At 71.5% G+C, this 25,996-nt stretch carries 24 protein-coding genes and 2 tRNA genes; 10 read left to right on the forward strand and 16 right to left on the reverse strand.

Features of this window, described 5'->3' with window-relative positions; genetic code table 11:
* Positions 1 to 110: 110 nt before the first annotated feature.
* The 7 genes from AC0682_RS05515 to AC0682_RS05545 all read right to left on the reverse strand — a co-directional run bounded on the left by AC0682_RS05515 (position 111) and on the right by AC0682_RS05545 (position 5,908).
* Entirely contained in the window at positions 111 to 848 is a 738-nt protein-coding gene (locus tag AC0682_RS05515) for a D-Ala-D-Ala carboxypeptidase family metallohydrolase (RefSeq protein WP_478531069.1), read from the reverse strand.
* A 165-nt stretch (positions 849 to 1,013) separates the two neighbouring features.
* On the reverse strand, positions 1,014 to 1,652 hold the full coding sequence (gene def / locus AC0682_RS05520) for a peptide deformylase (protein WP_478531070.1): 639 nt from the start codon (positions 1,650 to 1,652) through the stop codon (positions 1,014 to 1,016).
* 121 nt (positions 1,653 to 1,773) lie between these two features.
* Positions 1,774 to 2,769, reverse strand: a complete 996-nt coding sequence (locus tag AC0682_RS05525; RefSeq protein WP_028416297.1) for a tetratricopeptide repeat protein — start codon at positions 2,767 to 2,769, stop codon at positions 1,774 to 1,776.
* A 345-nt stretch (positions 2,770 to 3,114) separates the two neighbouring features.
* On the reverse strand, positions 3,115 to 3,435 hold the full coding sequence (gene rsrA, locus AC0682_RS05530) for a mycothiol system anti-sigma-R factor (RefSeq protein WP_254811712.1): 321 nt from the start codon (positions 3,433 to 3,435) through the stop codon (positions 3,115 to 3,117).
* On the reverse strand, positions 3,432 to 4,088 hold the full coding sequence (locus tag AC0682_RS05535) for a sigma-70 family RNA polymerase sigma factor (RefSeq protein ID WP_018489107.1): 657 nt from the start codon (positions 4,086 to 4,088) through the stop codon (positions 3,432 to 3,434). The genes rsrA and AC0682_RS05535 overlap by 4 nt, the downstream gene beginning before the upstream one ends.
* 333 nt (positions 4,089 to 4,421) lie before the next feature.
* On the reverse strand, positions 4,422 to 5,069 hold the full coding sequence (locus tag AC0682_RS05540) for an alpha/beta hydrolase family protein (protein ID WP_254811713.1): 648 nt from the start codon (positions 5,067 to 5,069) through the stop codon (positions 4,422 to 4,424).
* A gap of 23 nt (positions 5,070 to 5,092) precedes the next feature.
* Positions 5,093 to 5,908, reverse strand: coding sequence for an SOS response-associated peptidase (locus AC0682_RS05545; protein ID WP_254811714.1), 816 nt, complete (start codon positions 5,906 to 5,908; stop codon positions 5,093 to 5,095).
* Between the two features lie 53 nt (positions 5,909 to 5,961).
* Here AC0682_RS05545 and AC0682_RS05550 point away from each other — a divergent pair, with 53 nt between their 5' ends.
* From AC0682_RS05550 to AC0682_RS05565, 4 genes are all read left to right on the forward strand, one after another.
* Positions 5,962 to 6,675, forward strand: coding sequence for a M50 family metallopeptidase (locus tag AC0682_RS05550; protein WP_254811715.1), 714 nt, complete (start codon positions 5,962 to 5,964; stop codon positions 6,673 to 6,675).
* Positions 6,676 to 6,823: 148 nt separating this feature from the next.
* The gene (aroA, locus tag AC0682_RS05555) at positions 6,824 to 8,176 is read left to right on the forward strand and encodes a 3-phosphoshikimate 1-carboxyvinyltransferase (protein ID WP_478531072.1); all 1,353 of its coding nucleotides are present in this window, start codon (positions 6,824 to 6,826) and stop codon (positions 8,174 to 8,176) included.
* Between the two features lie 3 nt (positions 8,177 to 8,179).
* Positions 8,180 to 9,196, forward strand: a complete 1,017-nt coding sequence (gene rsgA, locus AC0682_RS05560) for a ribosome small subunit-dependent GTPase A (protein ID WP_478531073.1) — start codon at positions 8,180 to 8,182, stop codon at positions 9,194 to 9,196.
* A 134-nt stretch (positions 9,197 to 9,330) separates the two neighbouring features.
* Positions 9,331 to 9,654, forward strand: coding sequence for a DMT family transporter (locus tag AC0682_RS05565; RefSeq protein WP_478531074.1), 324 nt, complete (start codon positions 9,331 to 9,333; stop codon positions 9,652 to 9,654).
* On the opposite strand, the gene AC0682_RS05570 is transcribed toward AC0682_RS05565, so the two are convergent.
* Positions 9,546 to 10,139 carry a TetR/AcrR family transcriptional regulator gene (locus tag AC0682_RS05570; protein WP_478531076.1) on the reverse strand — a complete coding sequence of 198 codons (594 nt, stop codon included), beginning with the start codon at positions 10,137 to 10,139 and terminating at the stop codon, positions 9,546 to 9,548. The two genes, AC0682_RS05565 and AC0682_RS05570, sit on opposite strands and share 109 nt — an antisense overlap.
* A gap of 164 nt (positions 10,140 to 10,303) precedes the next feature.
* Here AC0682_RS05570 and hisN point away from each other — a divergent pair, with 164 nt between their 5' ends.
* Positions 10,304 to 11,104, forward strand: coding sequence for a histidinol-phosphatase (hisN, locus tag AC0682_RS05575; protein WP_478531077.1), 801 nt, complete (start codon positions 10,304 to 10,306; stop codon positions 11,102 to 11,104).
* Between the two features lie 176 nt (positions 11,105 to 11,280).
* Positions 11,281 to 11,688: a CBS domain-containing protein gene (locus tag AC0682_RS05580; RefSeq protein WP_478531079.1), complete on the forward strand. Its 408-nt coding sequence runs from the start codon at positions 11,281 to 11,283 to the stop codon at positions 11,686 to 11,688.
* Positions 11,689 to 11,857: 169 nt separating this feature from the next.
* Here AC0682_RS05580 and AC0682_RS05585 read toward each other — a convergent pair whose 3' ends face one another.
* Positions 11,858 to 13,309: a catalase gene (locus AC0682_RS05585; protein ID WP_478531080.1), complete on the reverse strand. Its 1,452-nt coding sequence runs from the start codon at positions 13,307 to 13,309 to the stop codon at positions 11,858 to 11,860.
* A 165-nt stretch (positions 13,310 to 13,474) separates the two neighbouring features.
* On the opposite strand from AC0682_RS05585, the gene AC0682_RS05590 reads away from it, so the two are divergent.
* The gene (locus AC0682_RS05590; protein WP_478531082.1) at positions 13,475 to 13,894 is read left to right on the forward strand and encodes a Fur family transcriptional regulator; all 420 of its coding nucleotides are present in this window, start codon (positions 13,475 to 13,477) and stop codon (positions 13,892 to 13,894) included.
* Positions 13,895 to 14,009: 115 nt separating this feature from the next.
* On the opposite strand, the gene AC0682_RS05595 is transcribed toward AC0682_RS05590, so the two are convergent.
* The 4 genes from AC0682_RS05595 to AC0682_RS05610 all read right to left on the reverse strand — a co-directional run bounded on the left by AC0682_RS05595 (position 14,010) and on the right by AC0682_RS05610 (position 19,711).
* A tRNA-Met gene (locus tag AC0682_RS05595) sits at positions 14,010 to 14,083 on the reverse strand.
* Between the two features lie 103 nt (positions 14,084 to 14,186).
* A complete protein-coding gene (locus AC0682_RS05600; RefSeq protein ID WP_478531083.1) occupies positions 14,187 to 16,382 on the reverse strand; it encodes a tetratricopeptide repeat protein in 2,196 nt (731 codons plus the stop codon).
* Positions 16,383 to 16,592: 210 nt separating this feature from the next.
* Positions 16,593 to 16,666: transfer RNA gene (locus tag AC0682_RS05605), tRNA-Met, on the reverse strand.
* 42 nt (positions 16,667 to 16,708) lie between these two features.
* Positions 16,709 to 19,711: a UPF0182 family membrane protein gene (locus AC0682_RS05610; RefSeq protein ID WP_254813191.1), complete on the reverse strand. Its 3,003-nt coding sequence runs from the start codon at positions 19,709 to 19,711 to the stop codon at positions 16,709 to 16,711.
* Between the two features lie 137 nt (positions 19,712 to 19,848).
* Here AC0682_RS05610 and AC0682_RS05615 point away from each other — a divergent pair, with 137 nt between their 5' ends.
* A complete protein-coding gene (locus AC0682_RS05615) occupies positions 19,849 to 20,409 on the forward strand; it encodes a PPA1309 family protein (RefSeq protein ID WP_254811717.1) in 561 nt (186 codons plus the stop codon).
* Positions 20,410 to 20,511: 102 nt separating this feature from the next.
* Here AC0682_RS05615 and AC0682_RS05620 read toward each other — a convergent pair whose 3' ends face one another.
* From AC0682_RS05620 to AC0682_RS05630, 3 genes are all read right to left on the reverse strand, one after another.
* Positions 20,512 to 21,615, reverse strand: coding sequence for a YlbL family protein (locus tag AC0682_RS05620; protein WP_478531084.1), 1,104 nt, complete (start codon positions 21,613 to 21,615; stop codon positions 20,512 to 20,514).
* A gap of 400 nt (positions 21,616 to 22,015) precedes the next feature.
* Positions 22,016 to 22,477: a molybdenum cofactor biosynthesis protein MoaE gene (locus AC0682_RS05625; protein ID WP_254811719.1), complete on the reverse strand. Its 462-nt coding sequence runs from the start codon at positions 22,475 to 22,477 to the stop codon at positions 22,016 to 22,018.
* 113 nt (positions 22,478 to 22,590) lie between these two features.
* Positions 22,591 to 23,739, reverse strand: a complete 1,149-nt coding sequence (locus AC0682_RS05630) for an SDR family oxidoreductase (protein WP_478531086.1) — start codon at positions 23,737 to 23,739, stop codon at positions 22,591 to 22,593.
* Between the two features lie 190 nt (positions 23,740 to 23,929).
* Between AC0682_RS05630 and AC0682_RS05635 the strand changes: the two genes are divergently transcribed.
* Both AC0682_RS05635 and AC0682_RS05640 read left to right on the forward strand, forming a co-directional pair.
* Positions 23,930 to 25,387, forward strand: a complete 1,458-nt coding sequence (locus AC0682_RS05635; RefSeq protein ID WP_254811721.1) for a zinc-dependent metalloprotease — start codon at positions 23,930 to 23,932, stop codon at positions 25,385 to 25,387.
* On the forward strand, positions 25,384 to 25,938 hold the full coding sequence (locus tag AC0682_RS05640; protein WP_254811722.1) for an NUDIX hydrolase: 555 nt from the start codon (positions 25,384 to 25,386) through the stop codon (positions 25,936 to 25,938). Before AC0682_RS05635 ends, AC0682_RS05640 begins: the two co-directional genes overlap by 4 nt.
* Positions 25,939 to 25,996: the final 58 nt, after the last annotated feature.

The raw sequence follows: 25,996 nt of genomic DNA on the forward strand, positions 1-25,996 counted from the left end.
ACCTTCCGGGGGCCGGGAGCGGGGCACAGGAGCTGGGCCGGGACGTGCGATGCCCGGCGTCGCCTGAGGAGGCGGACGCCGGGCGCGGCGGAGTGCCGGAGAGCTGGAGGTCAGATGCCGCAGCTGGGGGCCGACCAGAAACGGTTGGGGCCCTGGTTGACGTGCACGTGGTCGTTGTGTCCGCTGTAGCCGGGGCCGAGGATGCCCCGGAAGCCGTGGTAGCGGGCCTGCTTGGCCAGCGTGCACAGTGAGTGCGGGGAGGCCCCGAGGTCGACCGCGTCACCGTACAGGTGGCGGCTGTTGCTCGCTCCGCCGACTGCCGAGTTGCAGGAGTAGGAGCGGAATCCGCTGGTGACCCGGATCGACTGGTCTCCCAGCGCGTGGCGCAGCGCCTCCAGCTTCCACATGCTGCTGAGCGCGTTGGCCTTGGCCGTGCCCGCCGCCACCGCGCCGCCCGCCCAGGTGCTGTTGCACTTGTTCAGCTCGGGGTAGGTGAAGTGGATCGGGGTGCAGTCGTTGTCCTGGAGCGCGTAGATCTTGTTCTGGGTGGCCGGGCCCGCGATCCCGTCGGCAGCCAGTCCGTAGGCCGCCTGGAACCGCTTGACCGCGGCGGTGGTGGCCGGGCCGTAGGAGCCGTCGATGGCCAGCACGGAGTCATAGCCGGGCCAGCCGGCGACCCGGATCTGGAGCTGCGTGACGTCGCTGCCGGTGGCCCCGGGCGAGAGCGTGCGGGTCCAGGTGTAGCAGCCGTCGGCCTGCGCGGGACCGGCGGTCAGCACCGCCCCGCCCAGCGCGAAAGTAATGGTCATGACAAGTCCGAGCAGGACGCGTGCGGCGCGTTTCAGCATGGGGCTCCCTCTCGGTCACGGACGCTGTGGTGCGAGCTTGGCGCAGGGGTCGACGCGCGTCAACTACACACAGGTAAACGGCAGTTAGCTGCCACGCGTGGCGTACGGCCACAGGAAAGGCGGTCCGGCTGGCGCCGGACCGCCTCCCTCCGCAGACGCGCGCCCTCAGGCGTTGGGGACCGTCTCGTAGCGCGGCGTGCCCTCTTCCATCTGCCGCAGCGCGTCCTTGCGGTCGCGCTTGGAGAGCCGGTCGATGTACAGGTAGCCGTAGAGGTGGTCCGTCTCGTGCTGGAGGCAGCGCGCGAAGTAGCCGGTGCCCCGGACCCGGATCGGGTTGCCCTTCGCGTCCTGGCCGCGCACCACCGCGTAGTCGGGGCGGGCGAGCGAGGCGTACGCGGTCGGGACCGAGAGGCAGCCCTCGTTGGAGTCGTCGAGCACCCGGCGCTCGGGCTCCAGCTCCTCCAGGACCGGGTTGCAGACCACTCCGGTGTGCCGCTTGCCGTCGTCGTCCGGGCAGTCGTAGACGAAGACCTTGAGGTCCACGCCGATCTGGTTGGCCGCCAGGCCCACGCCCTCGGCCGTCTTCTGGCTGGCGAACATGTCGTCGATCAGCTGCGCCAGCTCGTCGTCGAACTCCGTGACGTCCTTGCACTCCTTGTGCAGCACCGGGTTGCCCACGACCGTGATCGGACGCGACGTACCGCGCTCCCGGTAGGCCGCCTCGCGCGCCTCGCAGTCCTCGGTGTCGATGACGAACCCCTCGTCGTCCACGCCGATCCGCCCGTCCGTCTCCTGCTGCGACATGTCCGCCGTACGCCTTCCTGCAAAACCCTGAACTCGGTGACCCCGCCGCACGCCCTGGAAACCCGGGGACGGCGAGAGGAACAGCACCGCGATCGGTGCGCGTACAGCCTACGGGCAGCGGTCAGCAGACTTCTTCGAGATCCCGCCACTCGCGGCTGTCCGGACTGTCCGCGACCCAGCCGTCCAGCAGCCCGCGCACCAGCCCGGCCGGGGCCGCGAGACCGCACTCGCGCTCGGGGACCCAGAGGTCACCGCCGCCCGCCGTGCGGTGGCCGAGCGGCCCGGGATGGCCCGGCTCGCTGTGGTCGTGCGGGTCCAGGTGCTCCCCGTCGCCCTCGTCGCTCTCCATCCGGCTCTCCGAACAGGCCCGGCAGAGCAGCCGTACGGAGGAGGACCAGTCCTCGGCGGCGAACCCGGCGTCCGACGCCAGCTTCTCCAGCGCGTCCCGGTCCTCCTCGGTGGCCGCCTCCAGCAGCACCACCCAGGTCGGCACCGGGGACGGTGCCCACAGCTCGATCTCGTCGAAGACCGGATACGTGGGCCCGGCGGCGGTGACCCGCTCGCCGTTGGGCACCCCGTCGTGCAGCACGACCTCGCCCCAGCGCCGCCCGGAGGACGGCAGCGGGATGGAGAGCACCTCGATCCGGGCCGGGTCGAGCCGGCGGCCCCAGACCACCTCGGCCTCGCCCTCCGGCGAGAGCCGCACCGCGGCGCTGCCCAGCTCCATACCGGTGGGCTCGGTGGTGGCCGCGCTGTTCAGACCCGCGCCGGGCACCTTGAGTCCGTACGCCTGCCAGGCCCGGCGCGCCAGCGGCCAGTCCTGGAGCGCGGTGGCGGCGATGCCGACGTTCCACCAGTCCGGGGCGCCGGACTCGCGGTCCAGCAGCGCGACCGCCCGCAGGCCCGCCGCACGGGCCTGCTCCCAGTCGTGCCGGAACTTGTGGAGCAGCGCCAGGTTGAACCAGGACTCCGAGAGCCAGGGCTCCAGATCCGCCGCGCGCGTCAGCAGCGCCCCCGCGTCCTCGTACCGGCCGTCGCCGATCAGCGTGAACGCGCGGTCCGTGGCCTGCCGCCAAGAGGCGGACGGGCGATGCCGTACCTTCCCGAAGATCCTCACGATTCCCGCCTGTCCCGACTGGGCACCCTCGTTTTCGCTCTGCTTTCGCATCCAACCATGCCCGGCCGGACGCCCGCTCATTACCCATGGGTTACCCGCCCGCGGCCCGGGTCAGACCGCACCGGCCGAAGCTCTTGCGAGGGCGGTCGCGGCCGGTGGCCGGTGGCCGGGCCCGGCGGCGGTGCCGAGCCGCTCCAGCGGCCCCGGGGGCCCGTCGACGCTTCCCCGCACCCGCCGTCGTATGCGTCGGCCGGGCCGTGAATCCTCGACATGACGGGGATGCGCGGGCGTGCGCGGGGGCCGTGGCCGGGTGCGTGAGGCCCACCCGGGCGGGGCCGCTGCGGCCTACTGCTCGCGCGCTGTGGCGGCGTCCTGGCCGCCGAGCGTGATGTCCAGCTCGGGCACGGCCTCGCCGGCCCGGATCAGGTCGATCCGGCCCATCACCTTGGAGCGCAGGTCGCTCGGGACCTCGTCCTGACCGCAGCAGCGCTTGACCAGCTTCTTCACGGCCTGCTCCAGGCCGTACTTCTCCAGGCACGGGGAGCACTCCTCGAAGTGCACCTCGAATTTGGTGCAGTCGCCCTCGGGCATCTCCCGGTCGAGAAACTCGTAGAGATGGTCGAGGACCTCCGAGCAGTCGGTCTCGTGCGGCTCTCCGCAGTTCATGAGGCAGAGCCCTTCCGATCGTCCGAACCACCGGTGCCGGCCGCGACGAGCCCGCGCTCACGGGCGTAGTCCTCCAGCATGCCGCGCAGCTGGCGGCGGCCACGGTGCAGCCGGGACATCACCGTACCGATGGGTGTCCCCATGATGTCCGCGATCTCCTTGTAGGCAAAGCCCTCTACGTCGGCGAGATAGACGGCGATGCGGAACTCTTCGGGGATCGCCTGGAGCGCGGCCTTCACATCGGAGTCCGGGAGGTGGTCGAGCGCCTGGGACTCCGCGGAGCGCAGACCGGTCGACATGTGCGACTCGGCGCGTGCCAGCTGCCAGTCCTCGATCTCCTCGGCGGCGCTGCGCTGGGGCTCGCGCTGCTTCTTGCGGTACGAGTTGATGAAGGTGTTGGTGAGGATGCGGTACATCCACGCCTTGAGGTTGGTGCCCTCACGGAACTGGTGGAAGGAGCCGTACGCCTTGGCGTAGGTCTCCTGGACCAGGTCCTCGGCGTCCGCGGGGTTGCGCGTCATGCGCAGCGCGGCCGAGTACATCTGGTCGAGGAAGCCGAGGGCGTCCCGCTCGAAGCGCGCGTTGCGCTCGGCGGGCGTCTCCGGTGCACGGCCGTCGTCGGTCCCTGTGTCGGTCCCAGTGACCGGACCCACCTCCTCCAACGATGTGGCGGAGCCGAAACCGGACCCGCTCGTCTCGGAGAATAGTCGACCTTGCTTCGGGACGGGCTGTCGATCTCCATCGCCCGGCGTCCGCCCGGAGGTGGTCCTCGCCGCGGGCAGCACCGTCCACTCCAGGTCAGCGGTGTTCGAGCGGCTCGGGCAGATGGTCGAACCCATGCGACGGACTCCCTCTCCACGTACGACGTTGTTGTACCGACGTCCCGAACAACAGCGCCTGTGTGCGGGGCATTCCCGCGGCTCCTGTCGCGCCGGGGTACGGGGCGGGCTTCTCGCCGGGGGCGGTGGCGTTGGCCGTGGCCCGGGTCATCCCAGTGACGTGAGCCACCGGGTGACCGCCCCGGTGATGACGGCCATCGTCTGAGCCTCACTCAGCCCGGACTTCTTCGGTACGGCGAAGCCATGGTCCCCGTAGGGGACTTCCGTCAGCTCGTACGGGCCGGGCGGGAACTCCGCGGGTCGCCCGAACGGGTCGTTGCCGCCCTGGACCACCAGGGTGGGCACCCCCGTACCGAGCAGTTCCCCGGCGCGGGACTTCTCCGGCTTGCCCGGCGGGTGGAGCGGGAAGCCGAGGGCGAGGACCGCCGCCGCGCCCAGTTCGGTGGCGGTCCGGCAGGCGACCCGGGCCCCGGCGCTGCGTCCTCCGGCGACGACCGGGAGGCCGGGTCCGGACAGGACGGGCCACAGGCCTCGCCAGCCGGTGTCCAGGGTCTTCGGAGCGGGCGCCACCTTCTTTCCGGCCACCCGCCAGGGCTGCTCCACCAGGGCGACGGTGACCCCGTGTCCGGGCAGGGCGGCGGCCAAGGCCTGGAGGTCACGCGCCTCGATGCCGCCGCCCGCCCCGTGGCTCACGGCCAGCACGAGGCGGGGAGGGGCTGCCGTGGCGCGGAACCAGGTGATCCGGGCCTCTCCGGCGTCGGTGGGGACGGTCTGGACGTTCTGCTGACGACTCACGGGGCCATCCTCTCGCGCGCCCCTCAGAACAGCGTGGCCTCCTCCGGCGCGGCCAGCTCCTCCAGCAGTTCGGGCCCGTTGTTGCGGACGTTGCTCACGGCGGTGGCGACCGGGTAGGCGCGCATCAGCCCGCCCGGCGGCGGCTCCAGGAGCGCGCGCAGCTCGTCCAGGCCGGTGTGCGTGGGGTCCAGCCAGGTGTCCCAGCGGTCCGGGGTGAGCATCAGCGGCATCCGGGGGTGGATGTCCGCGAGCGCGGCCGGGCCCTCGGCGGGGGCGACGGCCAGGGGGGTGGTCTCGGCCTCGGTGGTGATCACCGAGCACGTCGCCCACCAGGCGTTCTCATGGTCGCCGGGGAGGGTCGGGTCGCGCCAGAACTCGTACAGTCCGGCCATGGCGAAGACCGAGCCGTCGGCCGGGGTGACGAAGTAGGGCTGCTTGCGCGCCCGCTTCTTGCCCTTCTTCTCCTCCAGCTGCCGCTCCTCGGCCCCGGTGACCCACTCGTAGTAGCCGTCGGCGGGCAGGATGCAGCGGCGCTGGGCGAAGGCGTTGCGGAAGGAGGGCTTCTCGTGGACGGTCTCCGAGCGGGCGTTGATCATCCGGGCGGCTCCCTCCGGGGTCTTCGACCAGGAGGGGACGAGCCCCCATTTCAGGGTCCGCAGCTGGCGAACCGGACGCCGGTCGTCCGCGTCTTTAACAGGACGCTCCAGTACCGCGTAGACCTCTTTGGTCGGCGCCACGTTCCAGTCCTGCTCCAGGGTCTCGGTGGCCTCCCACTTCTCGACCCCGAAGAGCCGGTTCAGGTCCTCGGGCTTCCGACTGGATGCAAACCGTCCGCACATGAGTGCCAGACTGCCACGACCGCCCGCCCCCACCGCAAGGAGTCGCCCGGCCGATGAACAGCACCGATCTGGGCGACCTGTGGGATCGCCTCACCGGCACCCAGCCCGCCCCCGAGCAGTGGCTGGTGGTGGTGACGGCCGCGCTGGCGCTCGTCGCCGTCGTGCCGAACCCCCTGTGGCGGCTGGCGCGCAACACCATCACCATCGCCCACGAGGGCGGCCACGGCCTGGTGGCCCTGCTCACCGGGCGCCAGCTGTCCGGCATCCGGCTGCACTCGGACACCAGCGGGCTGACGGTGAGCCGGGGGAAGCCGACCGGGATCGGCATGATCCTCACGGCGGCCGCCGGCTACACGGCCCCCTCGCTGTTGGGTCTGGGCGGCGCCTGGCTGCTGGCCGACGGCCGGATCACGCTGCTGCTGTGGATCGCGACGGCGCTGCTCGCCGCGATGCTGGTGATGATCCGGAACGTGTACGGGGCGCTCACCGTCATCCTGACGGGCACCGCGTTCCTGCTGGTGTCCTGGCTGACCTCGTCCCACGTGCAGTCGGCGTTCGCGTACGCGGTGGTCTGGTTCCTGCTGCTGGGCGGGGTGCGACCGCCCTTCGAGCTGCAGTCCAAGCGGCGCTACGGCGGTGCCCCGGACTCCGACGCCGACCAGCTGGCCCGGCTGACCCATGCCCCGGCGGCGCTGTGGCTCTTCCTCTTCCACGCGGTGTCGCTCTGCTCGCTGATCGGCGGCGGGCGCTGGCTGTTGGGCTGGTGACTCCCGAAGGGGTCCGGCTCCGCCCCTGAGGGATCCGTTCCGGCCCGGACCATCGCTTCGCCGGGCGTCACCGTTCTTTCGTTACGCGTCGTTTTCCGGCCTTTTGCTGCTGGCCCGGGTGGTGCGCGGAACCACTAAAGTGTTGGCCATGACCGAGAGTCCCGTGCACCCCGCCCTCTGGCCCGCACCTCACGCGAGTGGAGCCGTCGACGCGACCGTCACCGTACCCGGATCGAAATCGGTCACCAATCGGGCCCTCGTCCTCGCTTCGCTGGCCTCCGAGCCGGGCTGGCTCCGCCGCCCGCTGCGCTCCCGCGACACCCTGCTGATGGCCGAGGCGCTGCGCGCGATGGGCGTGGGCATCGAGGAGACCGTCTCCTCCTCGTCCGCGACCAGCCCGTCCGCCGCCGCCTCCCCGGACAGCACCGGCGAGGCCTGGCGGGTCATCCCGGCGGGGCTGCACGGCCCGGTCACCGTCGACGTCGGCAACGCCGGCACCGTCATGCGCTTCCTGCCGCCCGTCGCCACCCTCGCCGACGGCCCGATCCGGTTCGACGGCGACCCCCGCTCGTACGAGCGCCCGCTGACCGGCGTGATCAAGGGACTGCGGGCGCTGGGCGCGCGGATCGACGACGACGGGCGCGGCGCACTGCCGCTGACCGTGCACGGAGGCGGGGCGCTGGAGGGCGGCCCGGTCTCGATCGACGCCTCGTCGTCCTCCCAGTTCGTCTCGGCGCTGCTGCTGTCGGGGGCCCGGTTCAACCAGGGCGTGGAGGTCCGGCACACCGGCTCCGTCCTGCCCTCGATGCCGCACATCCGGATGACCGTCGACATGCTGCGGGCCGTGGGCGCGCAGGTGGACGAGCCGGAGACGGGCGGCGAGCCGAACGTGTGGCGGGTCTCGCCCTCCGCGCTGCTCGGCCGGGACCTGACGATCGAGCCGGACCTCTCCAACGCCCAGCCGTTCCTGGCCGCGGCACTGGTGACCAGTGGCAAGGTCACCATCCCGGACTGGCCCGAGCGGACCACCCAGCCGGGTGACGCGCTGCGCGAGATCTTCACCGCGATGGGGGGCAGCTGCGAGCTGACCGAGCGCGGTCTGGCCTTCACCGGCACCGGCCGGATCCACGGCATCGACGTGGACCTCGGCGAGGTCGGCGAGCTGACCCCGGGCATCGCGGCCGTCGCGGCGCTGGCCGACTCCCCCTCCACCCTGAGCGGCGTCGCCCATCTGCGGCTCCACGAGACGGACCGGCTGGCCGCGCTCACCAAGGAGATCAACGAGCTGGGCGGTGACGTCACGGAGACGGCCGACGGGCTCCACATCCGTCCGCGCCCGCTGCACGGCGGCGTCTTCCACACGTACGACGACCACCGCATGGCCACCGCCGGGGCGATCATCGGCCTCGCGGTGAAGGGCGTGGAGATCGAGAACGTGGGGACCACCGCCAAGACCCTGCCGGACTTCCCGGAGCTGTGGACCGGGATGCTCGGGATCTAGATCATGCGCCGCTACGGGAAGAACCCCGACGAGGACGACATCCGCGTCCGCCCCAACCGCAAGGGCAACCGGCCGCGGACGCACATCCGGCCCAAGCACGAGGACGCCGAGGACGGCATGGTCCTCACCGTCGACCGGGGACGGCTGACCTGCCTCGTCGACGGGCGGACCGTCGTGGCGATGAAGGCCCGCGAACTGGGGCGCAAGGCCGCGGTGGTGGGCGACACCGTCTCCCTCGTCGGGGACCTGTCCGGCGAGAAGGACACCCTGGCCCGGATCGTGCGGATCGCCTCGCGCCGTACGGTGCTGCGCCGTACGGCCGACGACGACGATCCCTACGAGCGGGTGGTCGTCGCCAACGCCGACCAGCTGGCGATCGTGACCGCGCTGGCCGACCCGGAGCCGCGCCCGCGCATGATCGACCGCTGTCTGGTGGCTGCGTACGACGGTGGCCTGACCCCGCTGCTCGTGCTGACCAAATCCGACCTGGCCTCGCCGGACAAGCTGCTGGAGGCGTACACCCCGCTCGGTGTGCCGTACGTGGTCACCAGCCGCGAGGAGCTGGAGAGCGGCGGCGCGGCGGACCGGGTGCGCGAGCAGCTGGAGGGCAAGATCACCGCCTTCGTCGGCCACTCCGGGGTCGGCAAGACGACGCTGGTCAACGCCCTCGTCCCGGCGGACCGGCGGCGCACCACCGGCAACGTCAACGCGGTCACCGGCCGCGGCCGGCACACCACCACCTCCGCGCTCGCGCTGCCGCTGCCCGACGGCCGCGGCTGGGTCGTCGACACCCCCGGCGTACGGTCGTTCGGACTGCACCACGTCGATCCCTCGCGCGTCATCCACGCGTTCCCCGACCTGGAGCCGGGCACCGAGGAGTGCCCGCGCGGCTGCACCCACGACGAGAACCAGCCTGAGTGCGCGCTGGACGCCTGGGTGGCCGAGGGGCACGCCGATCCGGCGCGGCTCGACTCGCTGCGCCGCCTCCTCGCGACCCGTGAGCGGCACGAGGGCGACTGAGGCCGCGGAGTGACCGTTTTCGGCCGGTGTCCTGCGGGCATGTTTGCGAGTTTCAACGACTGGTAAAGGCATAATCGCACCGAGCAGGACCGAACCAGTCACCTACGCATCACCTACGCAGGAGGCAACGGACGATGGCATGGCTGCTGGTCGTGGTCGCCGGACTGCTGGAGACCGGTTTCGCCGTCTGCCTGAAGCTCTCGCACGGCTTCACCCGGCTCTGGCCGACCCTCGCGTTCGCCGCCTTCGCCCTGGGCAGTTTCGGCCTTCTGACGATGGCCCTGAAGAAGCTCGACGTAGGACCGGCGTACGCCGTGTGGACCGGCATCGGAGCGGCCGGTACGGCGATCTACGGCATGGTCTTCCTCGGTGACCTGGTCTCGACCCTGAAGCTGGTGTCGATCTCCCTGGTGATCATCGGCGTGATCGGGCTCCAGCTCTCCGGCTCGGCGCACTGAGGGGCCGGTCCCGCGGGGACGCCGGGAACGATCACGTACGAGAGCGCGAGCCGGAGCACGTGCTCGCAGCTCGCCGCCGTGAGCGGGTGCGCGGCGGCTGCCACACGGTCCCTGGTCAGCGCGAGCAGACGGGCCGGGCCCGGAGCCCCGGGGCCGGGGCGGGGCAACCCCGCTTCCCAGACTCCGGTGAGCAGCCCTTTGACGAGCGGGTCCCCACCGGCGGCCCGGACCGTCCAGCGCGCCACGGCGGCCGGGCGCTCCGGCGCGGGCGCCGTCAGTGCGCGGTCCACGCCGGTCAGATAGCGCTCGGCGGCCTGGCACAGCAGGGCTGCGGCCAAGCCGCTCTTGGTGCCGAACTCGTTGTAGAGGGTCTGCCGGGAGACCCCGGCCAGCGCGGCCACGTCGACCATCCGCACCGTGCGCCAGGGCCGGTCGCCGAGCACCCTGAGGGCGGCGTCCAGCAGGGCTTCTCGCGCTGTCGGCATCGCCGCCTCCCACGCCGGGGACCGTGCCTGGGGCCCGCGCTTCAGAGTTGAGGCGCTGATGGCCACTGTCAAGGGTCCGCGTCCGGGGTTGCGAGGTGGGGGCGCGGCGGTCCCCGAGGCGGGGCCGGTGGCCCGTCCCCCGTACGGCTGGATACTGTGACGGCATGCCCGACTACCACGATGATCTGCGCCTCGCGCATGTACTGGCGGACGCCGCCGACGCGGCGACCATGGACCGGTTCAAGGCTCTCGACCTGAAGGTGGAGACCAAGCCGGACATGACTCCGGTGAGCGAAGCCGACAAGGCCGCCGAGGAGCTGATCCGCGGCCATCTGCACCGGGCCCGCCCGCGTGACGCGATCCTGGGCGAGGAGTACGGGGTCGAGGGCACGGGGCCCCGGCGCTGGGTGATCGACCCGATCGACGGCACCAAGAACTACGTCCGCGGCGTGCCGGTGTGGGCGACGCTGATCGCGCTGATGGAGGCCGGTGAGCGAGGCTTCCAGCCGGTGGTCGGGGTGGTCTCCGCGCCCGCGCTGAACCGGCGCTGGTGGGCGGCGAAGGGCGCCGGCGCGTACACCGGACGCAGCCTCACCTCCGCGACCCGGCTGGAGGTGTCGAAGGTGGAGACCGTCGCGGACTCCTCGTTCGCGTTCTCCTCCCTGAGCGGCTGGGAGGAGCAGGGCCGCCTGGACGGCTTCCTGGACCTGACCCGGGCCTGCTGGCGGACCCGGGGGTACGGCGACTTCTGGCCGTACATGATGGTCGCGGAGGGATCCGTGGACATCTGCGCGGAGCCGGAGCTGTCGCTCTGGGACATGGCGGCGAACGCGATCATCGTGCAGGAGGCGGGTGGCCGGTTCACCGACCTCGAAGGGACCGACGGGCCGGGCGGAGCCAACGGGGCCGCCTCGAACGGGCTGCTCCACGACGAGTTGCTGGGGTATCTCAACCAGCGCTACTGACACTTCCGCTGGTCACCCGGGGCCCGGGCGACGCCGTGCGTGCTTGCGCACTCCCCCGGCGCGCGCCGGTCCACCCCTTGTCGGCCCGCCCCAAGGATGCCACTCTGAGAGTCCCCCCACTTGTGAACTTGTGAATCGACTCACAGAGTCGGCGCTCCGAGGAGGTGGCTCGTTCCATGCTCGTCCGTGACGCCATGAGCACGGTGGTCCTCACCATCGGCCCCAACCACACGCTCCGCCAGGCCGCCCGGCTGATGTCGGCCCGCCGTATCGGGGCGGCCGTCGTCCACGACCCGGACACCTGCGGGCTCGGGATCATCACCGAGCGCGACATACTCGACGCGGTCGGCTCGGGTCAGGACCCCGATCTGGAGATCGCCTCCGCCCACACCACCACCGACGTGGTCTTCGCCGCCCCGGCCTGGACCCTGGAGGAGGCCGCGGAAGCCATGACGCACGGCGGGTTCCGGCATCTGATCGTGCTGGACGACACCGGGCCGGTGGGCATCGTGTCGGTGCGCGACATCATCCGCTGCTGGGCGCCCACCCGGCGCCGTACGGTGGCGGCGGCCGGGTCGGCGTAGCGACGCCCGTCCGCACATGCACGGCAGCCGGTCCCTGGGTGTGCACGACGGCCGGCCCCGTAGACGCACGGGGTCGGCCGTCGCGTGTCACGACGGCCGACCCCGGTGACGCCCGGTGGGCCGGACCCCCGGGAGGGGAGCCGGCCCACCGACGACGGCCAGCGTCCGGTCAGCCGCGAAGGGCCTGGACCGCGGATTCCAGCCGCTTGCCGAAGTCACCGTCCGCCTGGCGGAAGTTGTTGATCGCGCGCTCGGCGATCTCGTCGCGCGAGACCTTGGCGATGAACCCGGAGAGGTTCTCGATCAGCCGGGCCTTCTCGTCCTCCGACATCAGCCGGTAGAGGTCGCCCGCCTGCACGAAGTCGTTGTCCTCGGCATGGCTGGGGGCCTCGGTGTTGCCGGTGGTGCCGCTGACCGGCAGCGGCTGCCAGAGCGGGCGGTCCGTCTGGAAGGGGCCGCCGAAGCTGTTCGGCTCGTAGTTCTTGGCGCCCTTGTGCCGACCGTCGTAGAGGAAGCCGTCCCGGCTGTGGGTGCGCGCCTCGGTGGCGTGCGGCCGGTTCACCGGCAGGTGGTCGGCGTTGATGCCGACCCGGTAGCGGTGGGCGTCGCCGTACGCGAAGAGACGGCCCTGGAGCATCTTGTCCGGAGACGGACCGATGCCCGGCACGAAGTGCGCGGGGCTGAAGATCGACTGCTCGACCTCCGCGAAGATGTTCTCCGGGTTGCGGTTCAGCTCCAGCTTGCCGATCTCGATCGGCGGGTAGTCCGCGTGCGGCCACACCTTGGTGAGGTCGAACGGGTTGAAGCGGTACGTCGCCGCGTCCGCCGCCGGCATGATCTGGACCTGCACCGTCCAGGACGGGAAGTCACCGCGCTCGATCGCCTCCCGCAGATCGCGCTGGTGGCTGTCGGGGTCCTCACCGGCGAGCTTGTTGGCCTCGGCCTGGGTGAGGTTCTTGATGCCCTGGTCGGTCTTGAAGTGGTACTTGACCCAGAAGACCTCGCCGGCCTCGTTGTTCCACTGGAAGGTGTGCGAGCCGTACCCGTTCATGTGGCGCAGGGTCGCCGGGATGCCGCGGTCGCCGAAGAGCCAGGTCACCTGGTGCGTCGACTCGGGCGAGAGCCCCCAGAAGTCCCAGACGTTGTCAGCCTCCTGCGAGCCGGTGTACGGGTCGCGCTTCTGGGTGTGGATGAAGTCGGGGAACTTGATGGCGTCCTTGATGAAGAAGACCGGGGTGTTGTTGCCGACGAGGTCGTAGTTGCCCTCCTCGGTGTAGAACTTCAGTGCGAAGCCGCGCGGGTCGCGCACGGCGTCGGCGGCGCCGAGGTTGCCCGCGACGGTGGAGAAGCGCAGGAACGTCTCGGTCTCCTTGCCGACCTCGGAGAGGAACTTCGCCCGGGTCCACTGCGTCACGTCGCGGGTCACGGTGAAGGTGCCGTACGCGCCGGCGCCGCGGGCGTGCACGACGCGCTCCGGGATGCGCTCCCGGTTGAAGTGGGCGAGCTTCTCCAGCAGCGCCTGGTCCTGGACGAGAACCGGACCGCCGACGCCCGCGGTCTCGCTGTTCTGGTTGTCGACGACCGGCGCCCCGGCCTCGGTGGTGAGCGGTCCCTGCGTCACGTGTTCCTCCTGCGTCGCGTTCCTGCACAGCGTTCGGTTCTCTGTACAGCCCTGTCCCTTGGCTAATGCCGATCACGATCCTACAATGGACATTGTCTAAGTCAAGCGAACATCCAAAGTCACACCCGATCGGGACTCGGTCCCCCCACTGTTAGGCTGGGCTGCATGAGCGACCTGCTGGAACGACTCCGTGGACGCGGCTGGCGCATGACGGCGCAGCGGCGTGTCGTGGCCGAGGTCCTCGACGGGGACCATGTGCACCTGACCGCCGACGAGGTCCACGCGAGGGCCGTCGACAAGCTGCCCGAGATCTCGCGCGCCACCGTCTACAACACCCTCGGCGAGATGGTGTCCCTCGGCGAGGTGCTGGAGGTCTCCACCGACCGCCGGGCGAAGCGGTACGACCCGAACGCGCACCGCCCGCACCACCACCTGATCTGCGGCCAGTGCGGTGCCATCCGCGATGTGCACCCGGCGGGCAACCCGCTGGCCGACCTGCCCGCCGAGGAGCGGTACGGCTTCACGGTCTCCGGCGTCGAGGTGACGTACCGGGGGCTCTGTCCGGGCTGTGCCGACACCCCGTGACCCCGTGAGGTGCGCCCGGGCCCGCCTGTTCGAACAGGCGGGCCCGGTTTCTCGTGCGCTTCCCCACATGACGAAGGCCCGGATCTCTGATCGAGATCCGGGCCTTCGTCTTCAGTAGCGGGGACAGGATTTGAACCTGCGACCTCTGGGTTATGAGCCCAGCGAGCTACCGAGCTGCTCCACCCCGCGCCGTTGAATGCAACATTACGTCAGCGGGTCGAGCTGTGCAAATTCCTTCACGCTGGCCCTGGGGCGAGGCCTCGGGGCCCGAAGCCTCAGGGCTCACCGGGCGCTACGCGGTCAGCTCCTGGTGCAGGGCGTCGCGCAGCCGGGCCGCGCGCTCGGCGACCTCGGCCGGGCCCAGCTGCACGGCCCGCGCGCACCAGCGCTGCCCCTCGGTCAGCTCGCCCCGGCGGGCGGCGAGCAGCGCCAGGCGCAGCGCGGCCCGCCCGTGGCCGGCGTTGGCGGCGCGGCTCCACCACAGGGCGGCCTCGCGCTCGCTGCCCTCGCGGGCCAGGAGCAGCCCCAGGTTGAAGGCGCCGTTCCGGCTGCCCGCCTCGGCGGCCTCCCGGTACCAGTGGGCGGCGCTCTCCACATCCCCGCGGGCGGCGGCGAGCATGCCGACCCGGACCTGGGCGCGGCGGTGTCCCTGCTGGGCGGCCCGCTCGTACCACTCCTCGCACTCGGTTTTGGCCGGCATCGGCTCGCCCAGCGCGGGCGGGCCCGGCGGCGGCTGGCGGGCGTCGAGCACCCCGGCCAGCCGGAACGCCGCCTCGGCGCTGCCGCCGCCCGCGGCGCAGCGCAGATGGCGCTCGGCCTCCTGCTCCTCGCCGTCGCGCAGCAGGGCCATGCCGACCTGGAGGGCCGCGTCGGTGTGCCCGGCCGCCGCGGCCCGCCGGTACCAGCCCAGGGCCGTACGGTCCTCGTCGCGGCCGGCGTGCAGGATGCCGAGGTTGAAGGCGGCGTCCACGCTGCCCGCCTCCGCCGCCTTGGAGAACCAGGGCTCGGCGCCGGTGTGGTCCCCGGCCTGGAGGAGCAGGACGGCGAGCGCGTTGGCGGCCTCGCGGTGGCCCGCGTAGGCAGCGCGGCGGTACCACTGCTCAGCCTGCGGGATACGGTCCTGGGCGGCGCAGAGCAGCCCGAGGTTGTACGCCCCGTTGACGTCACCGGCGTCCATGGCGGCGCGGTACCAGCGCTCGGCGGTCTGCTGCTCGCCGCGCGCCGCGTGCAGGGCGCCCAGCGCGTTGGCCGCGTTGCCGTCGCCGTCCTGGGCGGCGCGCAGCCACCAGACGGCGGCGCTCTCCTCGTCGCCCGCGTCCCGCAGCAGGAAGCCGAGCGCGCAGGCGGCGCGGGCCTCGCCCTCCTTGGCGGCGGTGAGGTACCAGCGGCCCGCCTCCTTCAGCTCGCCGCGCTGCTCCAGGATCGCGCCGAGATGGAGGGCGGCACGGCGGTGGCCCCGGGCGGCGGCACGGCGGTACCACTGCTCGGCCTCGCCGTTGCGGCCCGCCGCCGGTCCGGCCACCGGGCTGTCGCCGCCCTTGGCGCCCGTCGGCTCGGTGTGCGTCGGCCCGGTGCCCGTCGGCTCGGGGCTCGTGGCGGTCGCCGTCGGAGCCGCGGGGGTGGCCGGGTCTCCGGGCAGGGCGAGGCCCGGGGCGGTCCGGGGGGCGCCGGCCGCCGCCCGGCCCAGGCCGAAGGCGTCGTGCGGGTCCTCGACGGCGTTGCGCTCCAGGGTGCGGGCCAGCCGGTAGGCCGCCTCCCGGTGGCCCTGCTCGGCGGCGGCGCGCAGCCAGCGCTCGGCGCCGATGTCGCCGCGGTGCTCCAGGAGGTCGGCGAGCGCGTAGGCGCCCAGCGCGTGCCCCTGCTCGGCGGACTGGCGCAGCCAGTACTCGGCGCCGGGCTCGTCCCCGCGCTCGCGGAAGTGGCGGCCGAGCGCGTGCGCGGCGGCGGCGGAACCGGCCACGGCGGCGATCCGCCACCAGCCGGCGGCCTCGTCCGGGTAGCCCCTCTGGTGGAGCAGGACGCCCAGGTTGTTGGCGGCGGCCCGGTCACCGTCGGCGGTGGCGGCGCGGAGGTAGGCCTCGGCGCCGTCCAGGTCGCCGCGGCGCAGCAGCAGGGCGCCCAGCACGCTCATGGACGATGTGTCCCCGGCCTCGGCCGCCCGGCGGTGGCGGGCCTCGGCCTCGGCGCTGTCCGCCGCGTCGACGGCGTCCGTGGTGTCCTCGTCCGGAGCGGTCACGCCCGTGGTGTCCCCGTCGGGAGTGGTCACACCCGGGCGGGCCGCACCCGGGGTGGTCACGACCGCGGCGGTGGCGGTGTGCAGGGCGTCCGCGTCCACGTGTCCCACCGTCCCGGTGGTCTCGTCCGCTCCAGCCGCCCCGGCGATGACAGCCGCGAAGGCCGCGTCCGCCGTCTCGTCCGCCCTCTGGCCGCGCCGTTGCACAAACCGCCCTGTCTCCAACAGAGTTGCCCTGTCCCCCATAAATACCATCGTCGCACCACCTGTAACCCGCGTACACCTGGTATACCGCGGCCAGTGAGGTCACTTCAGCGTTTTGTCGACATGCCCACAGAGAGACAAGTCAAACACGTCGGGACCCAACTGGTGCCCAGCGAACCGCACTTCACGCCCACGGAACGAAAAGATCACGACGACACGACGAAGGCCCGGATCTCAAGAGATCCGGGCCTTCGTCTTCAGTAGCGGGGACAGGATTTGAACCTGCGACCTCTGGGTTATGAGCCCAGCGAGCTACCGAGCTGCTCCACCCCGCGCCGTTGTGTTCACACCGTATCACGACGCGGGGTGGGGCCTTCTCAGGTGCCCTGGTCGCCGCCGCTGTCCTCCGGCTTGGCCGCCTCGCCGTCGGGCTTCTTGGCACCCTCGCCCTCATCGGGCTTCTTGGCCGGATCGGCTCCGCCGTCCTTCTCCGGGGCGTCCGCCTTCTCGCCCTCGGACCCGCCCGTGGGCTGGGCCTTGGCCGCCCGCTCCAGGGCCTCCTGGAGGGCGTCCTGCGCCTTGCCGTAGGCCGGCCAGTCCTGCTCCTTCAGCGCCGCCTCACCGTCCTCGTACGCCTTCTGGGCGTCCGCGATGGCCTTCTTCAGCGCTTCGGTGCCGGTGGCCGGGGGCTTGGTGGTGTCGCCCGGCGGCTCGCTCGGGTCGGGGGTCGGATCCGTATCGCCGTCGACCCCGAAGACCGCGTTGAGCGCGTCTCCCAGGTTGTTCTCGAAGACGATCTTCGAGCCGAACGAGGCGGCCACCTTGCGCAGCAGCGGGTAGTTCTGGTTGCCACCGCGCGTGTAGACGGGCTCGATGTAGAGGAAGCCGCCTTCGAGCGGAACCGTCAGCAGGTTGCCGTAGTCGATGTCGGAGTCCGTGCCCTTGAGGTTCCTCACGAACTCGGCGACGTCGTCGTTGCCGTTCAGCTCACTCTGTACCTGGCCCGGGCCCTTCACCGTGGAGGTGACCCGGAGCAGCCTCATCGTGCCGTAGTCCTTGCTGGCCGCGTCCGCGTTCACCGCCATGAAGGCGCCGAGGTTCGGCCGCCCCCTGGGGGTGAAGGTGGTGGTCAGCGAGAACGCCTGCTCGTCCTGGCCCGGCATCTTCATGGACAGGTAGTACGGCGGAACGGAGCCCGAGTCCTTGGTGGTCGGGTCGTTCGGCACCTGCCACGCGTCGGAGCCGCTGTAGAACTGCGCGGGGTCCTGGACGTGGTAACGGGTCAGCAGCTCACGCTGGACCTTGAAGAGGTCCTGCGGGTAGCGCAGGTGGTCCATGAGCGACTGCGGAATCTTCGAGCGGGCCTCCACCGTGCCCGGGAACGCCTTGCGCCACGTCTTGAGGACCGGGTCCTTGGTGTCCCACTCGTAGAGCTTGACCTTGCCGTCGTACGCGTCGACGGTGGCCTTCACCGAGTTGCGGATGTAGTTGACCTGGTTCTGCTGGGCGACGACCGCGCGCTGGTTGGTGGTCAGCGAGTCGGCCGTGGTGTCGCCGAGCGTCGTCCGGGACGCGTACGGATAGCCGTTGGTCGTGGTGTAGGCGTCCACGATCCACTGGATCCGGCCGTCGACGATCGCCGGGTAGGCGTCGCCGTCGATCGTCAGCCAGGGGGCGACGGCTTCGACGCGCTCCTTGGGCGTGCGGTTGTACAGGATCCGCGAGCCCTCACCGATGGCTCCCGAATACAGGATCTGCGGCTCGCTGAAGGAGACCGCGTACGCCGCGCGGTTGAAGGTGTTGGAGAGGCTGACCCCGCTGTCGCCCTTGTAGCTGGTGGTCTTCTCGCCGTCCTCCTCGTAGTCGAGCTCCTTCTGGGGGCCGCCGACGATGGAGTACTGCTCGGTCTTCTCCCCGTAGTAGATCCGCTGCTCGTACTCCCCGAACTCACCGGTGGACGGCAGACCGGACTCGGTGAAGTCCGGGGAGCCCGTCGGGTTCTTGCCGGTGGTCGTGCCTCGGGCCGCGATGGCGCCGTAGCCGTGGGTGTACGTGAAGTGGTCGTTGATCCAGTTCCGCTTGGGCAGGCCCTGGATGTTCAGCTCGCGCAGACCGATGATCGTGTCCTGCTCCTTGCCGTCCTCGCCCTTGTAGCGGTCGACGTCGAGCGTCTTGGGGAACTGGTAGTAGTTCCTCCGCTGCTGGAGCTGCTGGAAGGCCGGGGAGACCACGTTGGGGTCCATCACGCGGTAGCTGGCGGCCGTGTTGGCGGCGGCACGGAGCTTGGTGTCGTCGGTCGTGGTGGCCTGGCCGGAGTAGTCCTCCATCTGCGCCTTGTCGATGTCGTACGCATCGCGGGTGGCGTCGATGTTCTTCTGGATGAAGGGGGCTTCCTTGGCCTGCTCGTTCGGCTGGACCTGGAACTTCTGCACGATCGCCGGGTAGAGCCCGCCGATGAGGATCGCCGAGAGCACCATCAGGCCGAAGCCGATGACCGGCAGCTGCCAGGTGCGGCGCCACAGCGTCGCGAAGAAGAGCACGGCGCAGATGGCCGCGATGCAGAACAGGATGGTCTTCGCCGGGAGGTAGGCGTTGGCGTCGACGTACCGCAGGCCCGTCCAGTTCTCCGCGGCCTTGAAGTCACTGGACTTCACCGCGAGACCGTACCGGTCGAGCCAGTAGGCCACGGCCTTCAGCGAGACGAAGATGCCGAGCAGCACCGAGAGGTGGCCCGTGGCCGCACCGGTGGCGCGGGCGCCGGGGCTGGTGATGCGCAGCCCGCCGTACAGGTAGTGGGTCAGGGCCGCGGCGATCAGCGAGAGCACGGTCGCCGCGAAGCCGAAGCCCAGCAGGAAGCGGTAGAACGGCAGGTCGAAGGCGTAGAAGGCGACGTCCATCTGGAACTGGGGGTCCTTCGTGCCGAACGGCACCCCGTTGACGTACATCAGCCAGGTGCGCCACTGGCCGGAGGCTGAGGCTCCGGCGATCAGTCCGACGAGCGCCGTGACGGCGAGCAGCACCCACTTCTTGAAGGGGGCGACGCTCATCCGGTAGCGGTCCAGGCTCTGCTGCTCCAGCGACATCGCGCTCAACGGCGGCCTGAGCCGGTGCGCGAGCCAGATGTTCACACCGATGGCCAGGGCCATCAGCAGTCCGAAGACGAGGAACAGTCCGACCTTGGTCCACAGGGTGGTGGTGAAGACGGAGGAGTACCTGACCGACCGGTACCAGAGCCAGTCCGTCCAGAACCCGGCGAACATGACGAAGGCCATGGCGAGAACCGCCAGGACCCCCAAGGTCATGAGCAGGGTACGGACGCGCCGGGACGGGCGGCCGACACTGATCCGTGGCCCCGTGGGGCCTCCGCCGCGGTCCGGCATCTGGAAAGCCAACGTGCGCACCTCGAAGTTCGCGGGTCGTGTGGAGCGGGGCCCGGCGGTAGCAGAGCCCACCTATGCAACTTACTGAAGCTTTACCTAGTTCCCGATACCGGGGCCGAAGGAGGCAGGATATTGCCATGCCCAATGTTTCCCCCGCAGGACCCCCGATGGCCGCGAGCCCGCTCACCGTCGCCGTCCTCGAAATCGACGCCTACGCCTCCACCCTCGGCTGGGACCAGCCCGCCCGGCTGTTCGCCCTGGTCGACACCGCCCGGCTGCGGGCCCAGGAGCCGGGTCTGGCCAGCCAGCTCGGGCTGGACGACACCGCGGCCCCCGCCGCCCCCCTCACCCCGATCGAGCAGGACGAGCTGCCCGCCGGAACCGCCCTGGACGAGTTCCTCGGCACCATCGCCTGGCCCGACGCCGTGGCCGGCTGCGCCATGACCGTGGAGCGGCTGATGCTGCCGCCCTCCGCCGAGGCCTCCGTACCGGAAGGGCTCAGCGACAAGCAGCTCACGCAGTGGGTGGCCAGGCACCCGGACCGGCAGGAGGTGCGGATGACCGTGGCCGTGCTGCGGGACGGGGCGCGCGAGTCCGCCGTACGGCTGCGCGAGAAGGACTCCCCCACCGAGGTGCTGACCGGCGCCGGCCTGGTGCCGGGGCTTGCCGAGGCCCTCGCGGCGACGTTCGAGGCCTGACGGCCCGTCGCGCCCGGCCCGGTGGCCGAACCACCGGGCCGGGCGCGGGCTTCGGCCCTGCCGCCGGGGCGGACGCGGCCGGTCGCCCGTCGGCCCGGGCGGTCAGCTCGTCGAGCAGCTCGGCAGTGCGCCGGTCTTCCCCGCGCTGATCCGCTCCAGCGACCTGCGCGCGTCGTCCAGGGACGTGACCCGGACCAGGGTCAGTCCGTCCGGGGTGTCCGCGGCGGCCGCGGCGCAGTTCTCGTCGGGGGTGAGGAAGTAGCGGGCACCCGCGTCCCGGGCCCCGACCAGCTTCATGGTGATCCCGCCGATCGGGCCGACCTTGCCCGCTTCGTCGATGGTCCCGGTGCCGGCGACGAACTTGCCGCCGGTCAGATCGCCCGGGGTGAGCTTGTCGATGATGCCCAGGGAGAACATCAGCCCGGCGCTGGGACCGCCGACGTCCGCGAGCTTGATGTCGATCTCGAACGGGAAGGTGTGGTCCGTCCCGGCCCTGATCCCGACGATGGCCCGGTCCTTGCCGCCCTTCTCCGCGGCGGGCGCCTTCTTTGTGGTGATGGTGACCTTCCGGCCGCCCTCGGGAGCCCGTCCGGCCTTCTCGGCGGCGGCCGCCTCCTTCGCCGGGACGACGGTGAAGGTGACGTCCTCGCCGGGCTGGTGCTTGGTGACCAGCTCGGCGACGTCCCCGGGTTCCTCCACCACGGTGCCGTCCACGGCCTTGATCACGTCACCCGCGTGCAGCCTGCCCTCGGCGGGGCTGCCCTTGACCACGGTGGCGACCACGACCTGGGTGGCGACCGGGATGTTCAGCTCCTTCAGGGCGGCGACCTTGGCGCTCTCCTGGGACTGGCTGAACTCCTCGGCGTTCTCCTGGGTCGACTGCTCCTCGGTCTTGCCGTCCGGGTAGAGGGTGTCGTGCGGGACGACGACGCTGTCGTGGGCCAGCCAGCCCCAGACGGCCTGGCCCAGGTTCATCCGGTAGTCCGCTCCGGTGACCCGGACCGTCGTCATGTTGAGATGCCCGGAGGTCGGGTAGGTCGTGCGTCCGGAGATCCGCAGTACCGGTTCGCCACGCGCCTCGCCCAGCGTGTTCACCGTCGGTCCGGGAGACATCTCCGAGTACGGCACTTTGATCAGCAGGCCTGCGCAGAACAGCGCGATGAGGATGAGGGTGGAGGCGAGCATCGTCGCGGTGCGGCGTGGCATGGAACGACAGTACGGGAAGGGCCCGTAGGTCCACCGTCGGGGCCGGTCCGTCCGGGGAGCGGCCGGAGCGCGGCGGACGGGTGGTCACGCGGCTTCGACGGCCTCAGAGTGCTCCGGAACCGGAGTGCGATTTCTCCATCGCGTCCCGGAATCTGGCGTACCCGGCGAGTTCGGTGATATCGCCGGTCGTGCGGTTGCGAGCAGCCCAGCTCGCCCATATCGCACCACCGACAGCAGCGAAAAGTGGAATCAACAGCCAAGCGAGTGCCGCCATCACGACCTCCCTACCCCATGAGCGACCGAGTGGTCGATCCGCAGATTAACGATCCGGAAGACCAACGCTCACGGCAGGGGTGCGGTTACGCAAATCGGGGCTGATGCGCCCCGGTCCGGTTTGCGCTCAGCAGGCGCCGACCCACTCCTCCGTACCGTCGGAGAAACGCTGGTGTTTCCAGATCGGGACCTCGTGCTTGAGGTCGTCGATGAGCTTGCGGCAGGCGGCGAAGGCCTCCGCGCGGTGCGGGCAGGCGACGGCGACGACCACCGCCAGATCGCCCACCTCCAGTTCACCCACCCGGTGGACGGCGGCGAGGCCGCGGACCGGGAAGTCGGCGACGACCTTCTCCGCCACTCGGCGCAGCTCGTCCTCGGCGGAGGGGTGGCAGGAGTAGCCGAGCGCGCCGACGTCCTGACCGCCGTCATGGTTGCGCACGGTGCCGACGAAGAGCGCGATGCCGCCCGCGGCGTCGTCCCCGACGGCACGGAAGACCTCGTCGACGGAGAGTGCGCCCTCCCGGATCGCCAGCAGCCGGATGGGAGCGGCGGCCGCCTGCTCGCCGGGGTGGTCCTGGGTACGTGCCATGCCCCCATCGTGCCGTACGGCACCGACAACACGGAACTGCCTGTTCGACCTGCGGACACCTGGCCGTGTTGGAGCCTTCTACAGGGCTGTGGACATCGGTGGGCCGGGGGGTGTCAGATGCGGCGGCGGGCCTTGCGGGCGCGGCGGACGAGAGCGGCCGTGCCCAGCAGGGCGACGGTGGCCCCGGCGGCAGTGGCGGAGACGGCGGTGGCGTCCTTGCGGCCGAGCCTGCGTCCGGCGACCGTGTGGCGCCCCTCGACCTCTTCCAGGAGCGCGCCGAGTACCTCCTCGTTGGTCCACTTCGGCCGCCACCCGGCGTCGTGCAGCCGACTCACGCTGACCACCCAGGGGTGCATCGTGTACGCGAGGTCGCCGGCCGGGGACGGGGTGAGCCCGATGCGGTGCAGCCGGGCGGCCGCCCCCAGGGCGACGGCGGAGGGCAGCTCCATCCGGCGTACGCCGCTCAGCTCCTCGACCTCCTCCTGTTCGAGCCAGCCGTCGCAGCCGACCGCGAACTCCCCGTCGATCCTCCCCAGGGCCGCGTACTCCAGGGCCGTCACCAGGTCGTCGACGTGGCAGAACTGCCAGGTGGGGCGGGAACCGGCGACCACCAGGAGACGCGGTGACTCGAAGTAGCGGGTCAGGGCGGTGTCGGTGCCGCCGACCAGGACGGTGGGGCGTACGACGGTGACGTTGAGCCCGGGGTGGGCGCGGGGGGCGCGGCGGCCGAGCCGTTCGATCTCCAGGAGGTCGCCGACGCCGGTGGCCTCGGCGGTGGCGCGCAGCTCGGCGTCCTCGGAGAGCGGCACGTCGTTGTCGGCGAGCGCCCCGTAGACCATCGCGGAGGTGCACAGCACGACCCGGTGGATCCCTGCGGCGGCCGCCGCGGTGAGGACGGTCTGGGTGCCCCGTACGTTGTACGCGGTGCGGGCGGCGGGATCGGTCTCCAGGTCGAGGTCGAGCGCCAGGTGGACGACGACGTCCGCGCCGCGCAGCTTCTCGGCGATGGCCGGGTCGCGGACGTCCAGGATGTGCCAGGTCGCCTCGGAGACCTCACCGCGCCGCTCGTCGATCGCGATGACCTGCTTGATCTCGTCGGACGCGGCGAGGTGGGCGGTCAGCAGCTCACCGACGCCGGTCGCGGCACCGGTGACCGCGACGACGGGGCCCCGGCTCCTGGGACGTTTCCTCCCGGGTGTGCTTTCGGGCGAGGGGTCGGTCAGGTTTCGCGCTGCGCGAACCTGCGGGTCTGGGGAACTCACCGGGCGTCTCCAGCGGTTGTCTTCAGTACGTACCCGAATGACGCGTACGTACCAGGTGGCGTCCATCCTGCCGCAGGCCGCGAGTCGGCGGAGCACTGAGGCCCGAAGCGGGCGTGGTGTCTACGCTGGATGGTGATGTCGGGCAGTCGCCGTCGGCTCGAGCCGACGGCCCTAGGAGCCGAGGAAACCCGTGAGTGACACCCCATTCGGATTCGGCCTTCCGCCGGAGGAGCCGGACGACGGCGACAAGGGCAAGAAGAAGGACCCCACCGAAGGTGGGCAGAGCGCGGGCGGGCCGGGGAACCCGTTCGGTTTCGGGCCGGGAGCGGGCGGCGACAACCCGTTCGCCGCGATGTTCGGGTCGATGAATCCGACCGATCTCGGCGCGGCCTTCCAGCAGCTCGGCCAGATGCTGAGCTACGAGGGCGGTCCGGTGAACTGGGACATGGCCAAGCAGATCGCCCGCCAGACCGTCTCGCAGGGCACGTCGGACGGCACGAAGGACGCGAGCGTGGGCCCCGCCGAGCGGACGGCGGTCGACGAGGCGCTGCGCCTGGCCGACCTCTGGCTGGACGGTGCCACGTCGCTGCCCTCCGGTTCGGTCTCCACCGTGGCGTGGAGCCGCGCGGAGTGGGTCGAGGCGTCGCTGCCCGCCTGGCAGCAGCTGGTCGACCCGGTGGCCGAGCGGGTGGGGGCGGCGATGGGCGACGTGCTGCCCGAGGAGATGCAGGCCATGGCGGGCCCGCTGATCGGCATGATGCGGTCGATGGGCGGCGCCATGTTCGGCCAGCAGATCGGGCAGGCCGTGGGGGTGCTGGCCGGTGAGGTGGTCGGCTCCACGGACATCGGACTTCCCCTGGGTCCGGCGGGCAAGGCCGCGCTCCTCCCGCTGAACGTGGCGCAGTTCGGCAAGGACCTCAGCGTCCCGCAGGACGAGGTGCGGCTCTATCTGGCCCTGCGCGAGGCCGCCCACCAGCGGCTCTTCGCCCATGTGCCGTGGCTGCGCTCGCACCTGTTCGGCGCGGTCGAGTCGTACGCGCGGGGCATCAAGGTCGACACCAGCAAGCTGGAGGACGTGGTCGGCCAGTTCGACCCCTCGCACCCCGAGCAGCTGCAGGACGCGCTGCAACAGGGCATGTTCCAGCCCGAGGACACGCCCGGGCAGAAGGCCTCGCTGGCCCGGCTGGAGACGGCTCTCGCGCTCGTCGAGGGCTGGGTGGACGCCGTGGTCCACGAGGCCGCGAAGTCCCGGCTGACCTCCTCGGACGCGCTGCGCGAGACGATGCGCCGACGCCGCGCCTCCGGTGGTCCCGCCGAGCAGACGTTCGCCACGCTCATCGGCCTCCAGCTGCGCCCGCGCCGACTGCGGGACGCCTCGCGGCTGTGGGCCTCGCTCACCGACGCCCGGGGGTTGGAAGGCCGCGACGCGCTGTGGGCGCACCCGGACATGCTGCCGACCGCCCACGACCTGGACGACCCGGACGGCTTCGTCCACCACGAGCAGGCTGACTTCTCCGAGCTGGACAAGATGCTCGGCGAGGCGGCGAAGGACCCGCGCAAGTCCGCCGGGGGCGACGGGACCACCGAGGGCGTCGAGGACGAGGGCGAGAGCGGCCCGGAGGACGGCAAGGACGGCCGCGACCGGTGACGCTGCACGACGACGCCACCCTCGTACTGAAGGGCTACGCCCCCGAGGGCCCGGCCGACGACGCGATCGGTGACGGCCAGACGGAGCTGCGCCAGGCGTATCTGGACCATCTGGCGCTCCATGCCGACGGCATGTGGAAGGCGTGCGGAGCCGGGCATCTGACCGCCAGCGCTCTGGTGATCGCCCCGGAGCGGGAGAAGGTGCTGCTCACCCTCCACCGCAAGCTGCGGATGTGGCTCCAGATGGGCGGGCACTGCGAGGAGCGGGACGCGACGCTGGAGGCGGCGGCGCTCCGGGAGGCGACGGAGGAGTCCGGAATCACGGGGCTCACCCTGCTGCCGGGCGGCCCGGTCCGGCTGGACCGGCACCCCATTCCGTCGCCGTGCCACTGGCACCTGGACGTGCAGTACGCCGCGCTGGCCCCGGCGGGGGCGGCGGAGCGGATCAGCGAGGAGTCCCTGGAGCTGCGCTGGTTCGGCTACGAGGAGGTGGCCTCGGTGGCCGACGCCTCCGTCGTACGGCTGCTGGAAGCGGCGCGCGCACGGCTGTAGCGGGTAGCTGAGCGTAAGGGGCGGTCTCCGTAGAGGCCGCCCCTTACCCGTGGGTCGA

The sequence above is a fragment of the Streptomyces sp. NPDC043746 genome, from assembly GCF_056436485.1.

Bases quoted from the DNA above. Each gene is read 5' to 3' on its own strand.
- AC0682_RS05590 (WP_478531082.1), top strand. From the start codon at position 13,475: ATGAGCGACCTGCTGGAACGACTCCGTGGACGCGGCTGGCGCATGACG.
- AC0682_RS05545 (WP_254811714.1), bottom strand. From the start codon at position 5,908: ATGTGCGGACGGTTTGCATCCAGTCGGAAGCCCGAGGACCTGAACCGG.
- AC0682_RS05620 (WP_478531084.1), bottom strand. From the start codon at position 21,615: ATGCCACGCCGCACCGCGACGATGCTCGCCTCCACCCTCATCCTCATC.
- AC0682_RS05550 (WP_254811715.1), top strand. From the start codon at position 5,962: ATGAACAGCACCGATCTGGGCGACCTGTGGGATCGCCTCACCGGCACC.
- AC0682_RS05625 (WP_254811719.1), bottom strand. From the start codon at position 22,477: ATGGCACGTACCCAGGACCACCCCGGCGAGCAGGCGGCCGCCGCTCCC.
- AC0682_RS05610 (WP_254813191.1), bottom strand. From the start codon at position 19,711: ATGCCGGACCGCGGCGGAGGCCCCACGGGGCCACGGATCAGTGTCGGC.
- AC0682_RS05515 (WP_478531069.1), bottom strand. From the start codon at position 848: ATGCTGAAACGCGCCGCACGCGTCCTGCTCGGACTTGTCATGACCATT.
- AC0682_RS05580 (WP_478531079.1), top strand. From the start codon at position 11,281: ATGCTCGTCCGTGACGCCATGAGCACGGTGGTCCTCACCATCGGCCCC.
- rsgA (WP_478531073.1), top strand. From the start codon at position 8,180: ATGCGCCGCTACGGGAAGAACCCCGACGAGGACGACATCCGCGTCCGC.
- AC0682_RS05615 (WP_254811717.1), top strand. From the start codon at position 19,849: ATGCCCAATGTTTCCCCCGCAGGACCCCCGATGGCCGCGAGCCCGCTC.
- def (WP_478531070.1), bottom strand. From the start codon at position 1,652: ATGTCGCAGCAGGAGACGGACGGGCGGATCGGCGTGGACGACGAGGGG.
- AC0682_RS05570 (WP_478531076.1), bottom strand. From the start codon at position 10,139: ATGCCGACAGCGCGAGAAGCCCTGCTGGACGCCGCCCTCAGGGTGCTC.
- aroA (WP_478531072.1), top strand. From the start codon at position 6,824: ATGACCGAGAGTCCCGTGCACCCCGCCCTCTGGCCCGCACCTCACGCG.
- AC0682_RS05565 (WP_478531074.1), top strand. From the start codon at position 9,331: ATGGCATGGCTGCTGGTCGTGGTCGCCGGACTGCTGGAGACCGGTTTC.
- rsrA (WP_254811712.1), bottom strand. From the start codon at position 3,435: ATGAACTGCGGAGAGCCGCACGAGACCGACTGCTCGGAGGTCCTCGAC.
- AC0682_RS05600 (WP_478531083.1), bottom strand. From the start codon at position 16,382: ATGGTATTTATGGGGGACAGGGCAACTCTGTTGGAGACAGGGCGGTTT.
- hisN (WP_478531077.1), top strand. From the start codon at position 10,304: ATGCCCGACTACCACGATGATCTGCGCCTCGCGCATGTACTGGCGGAC.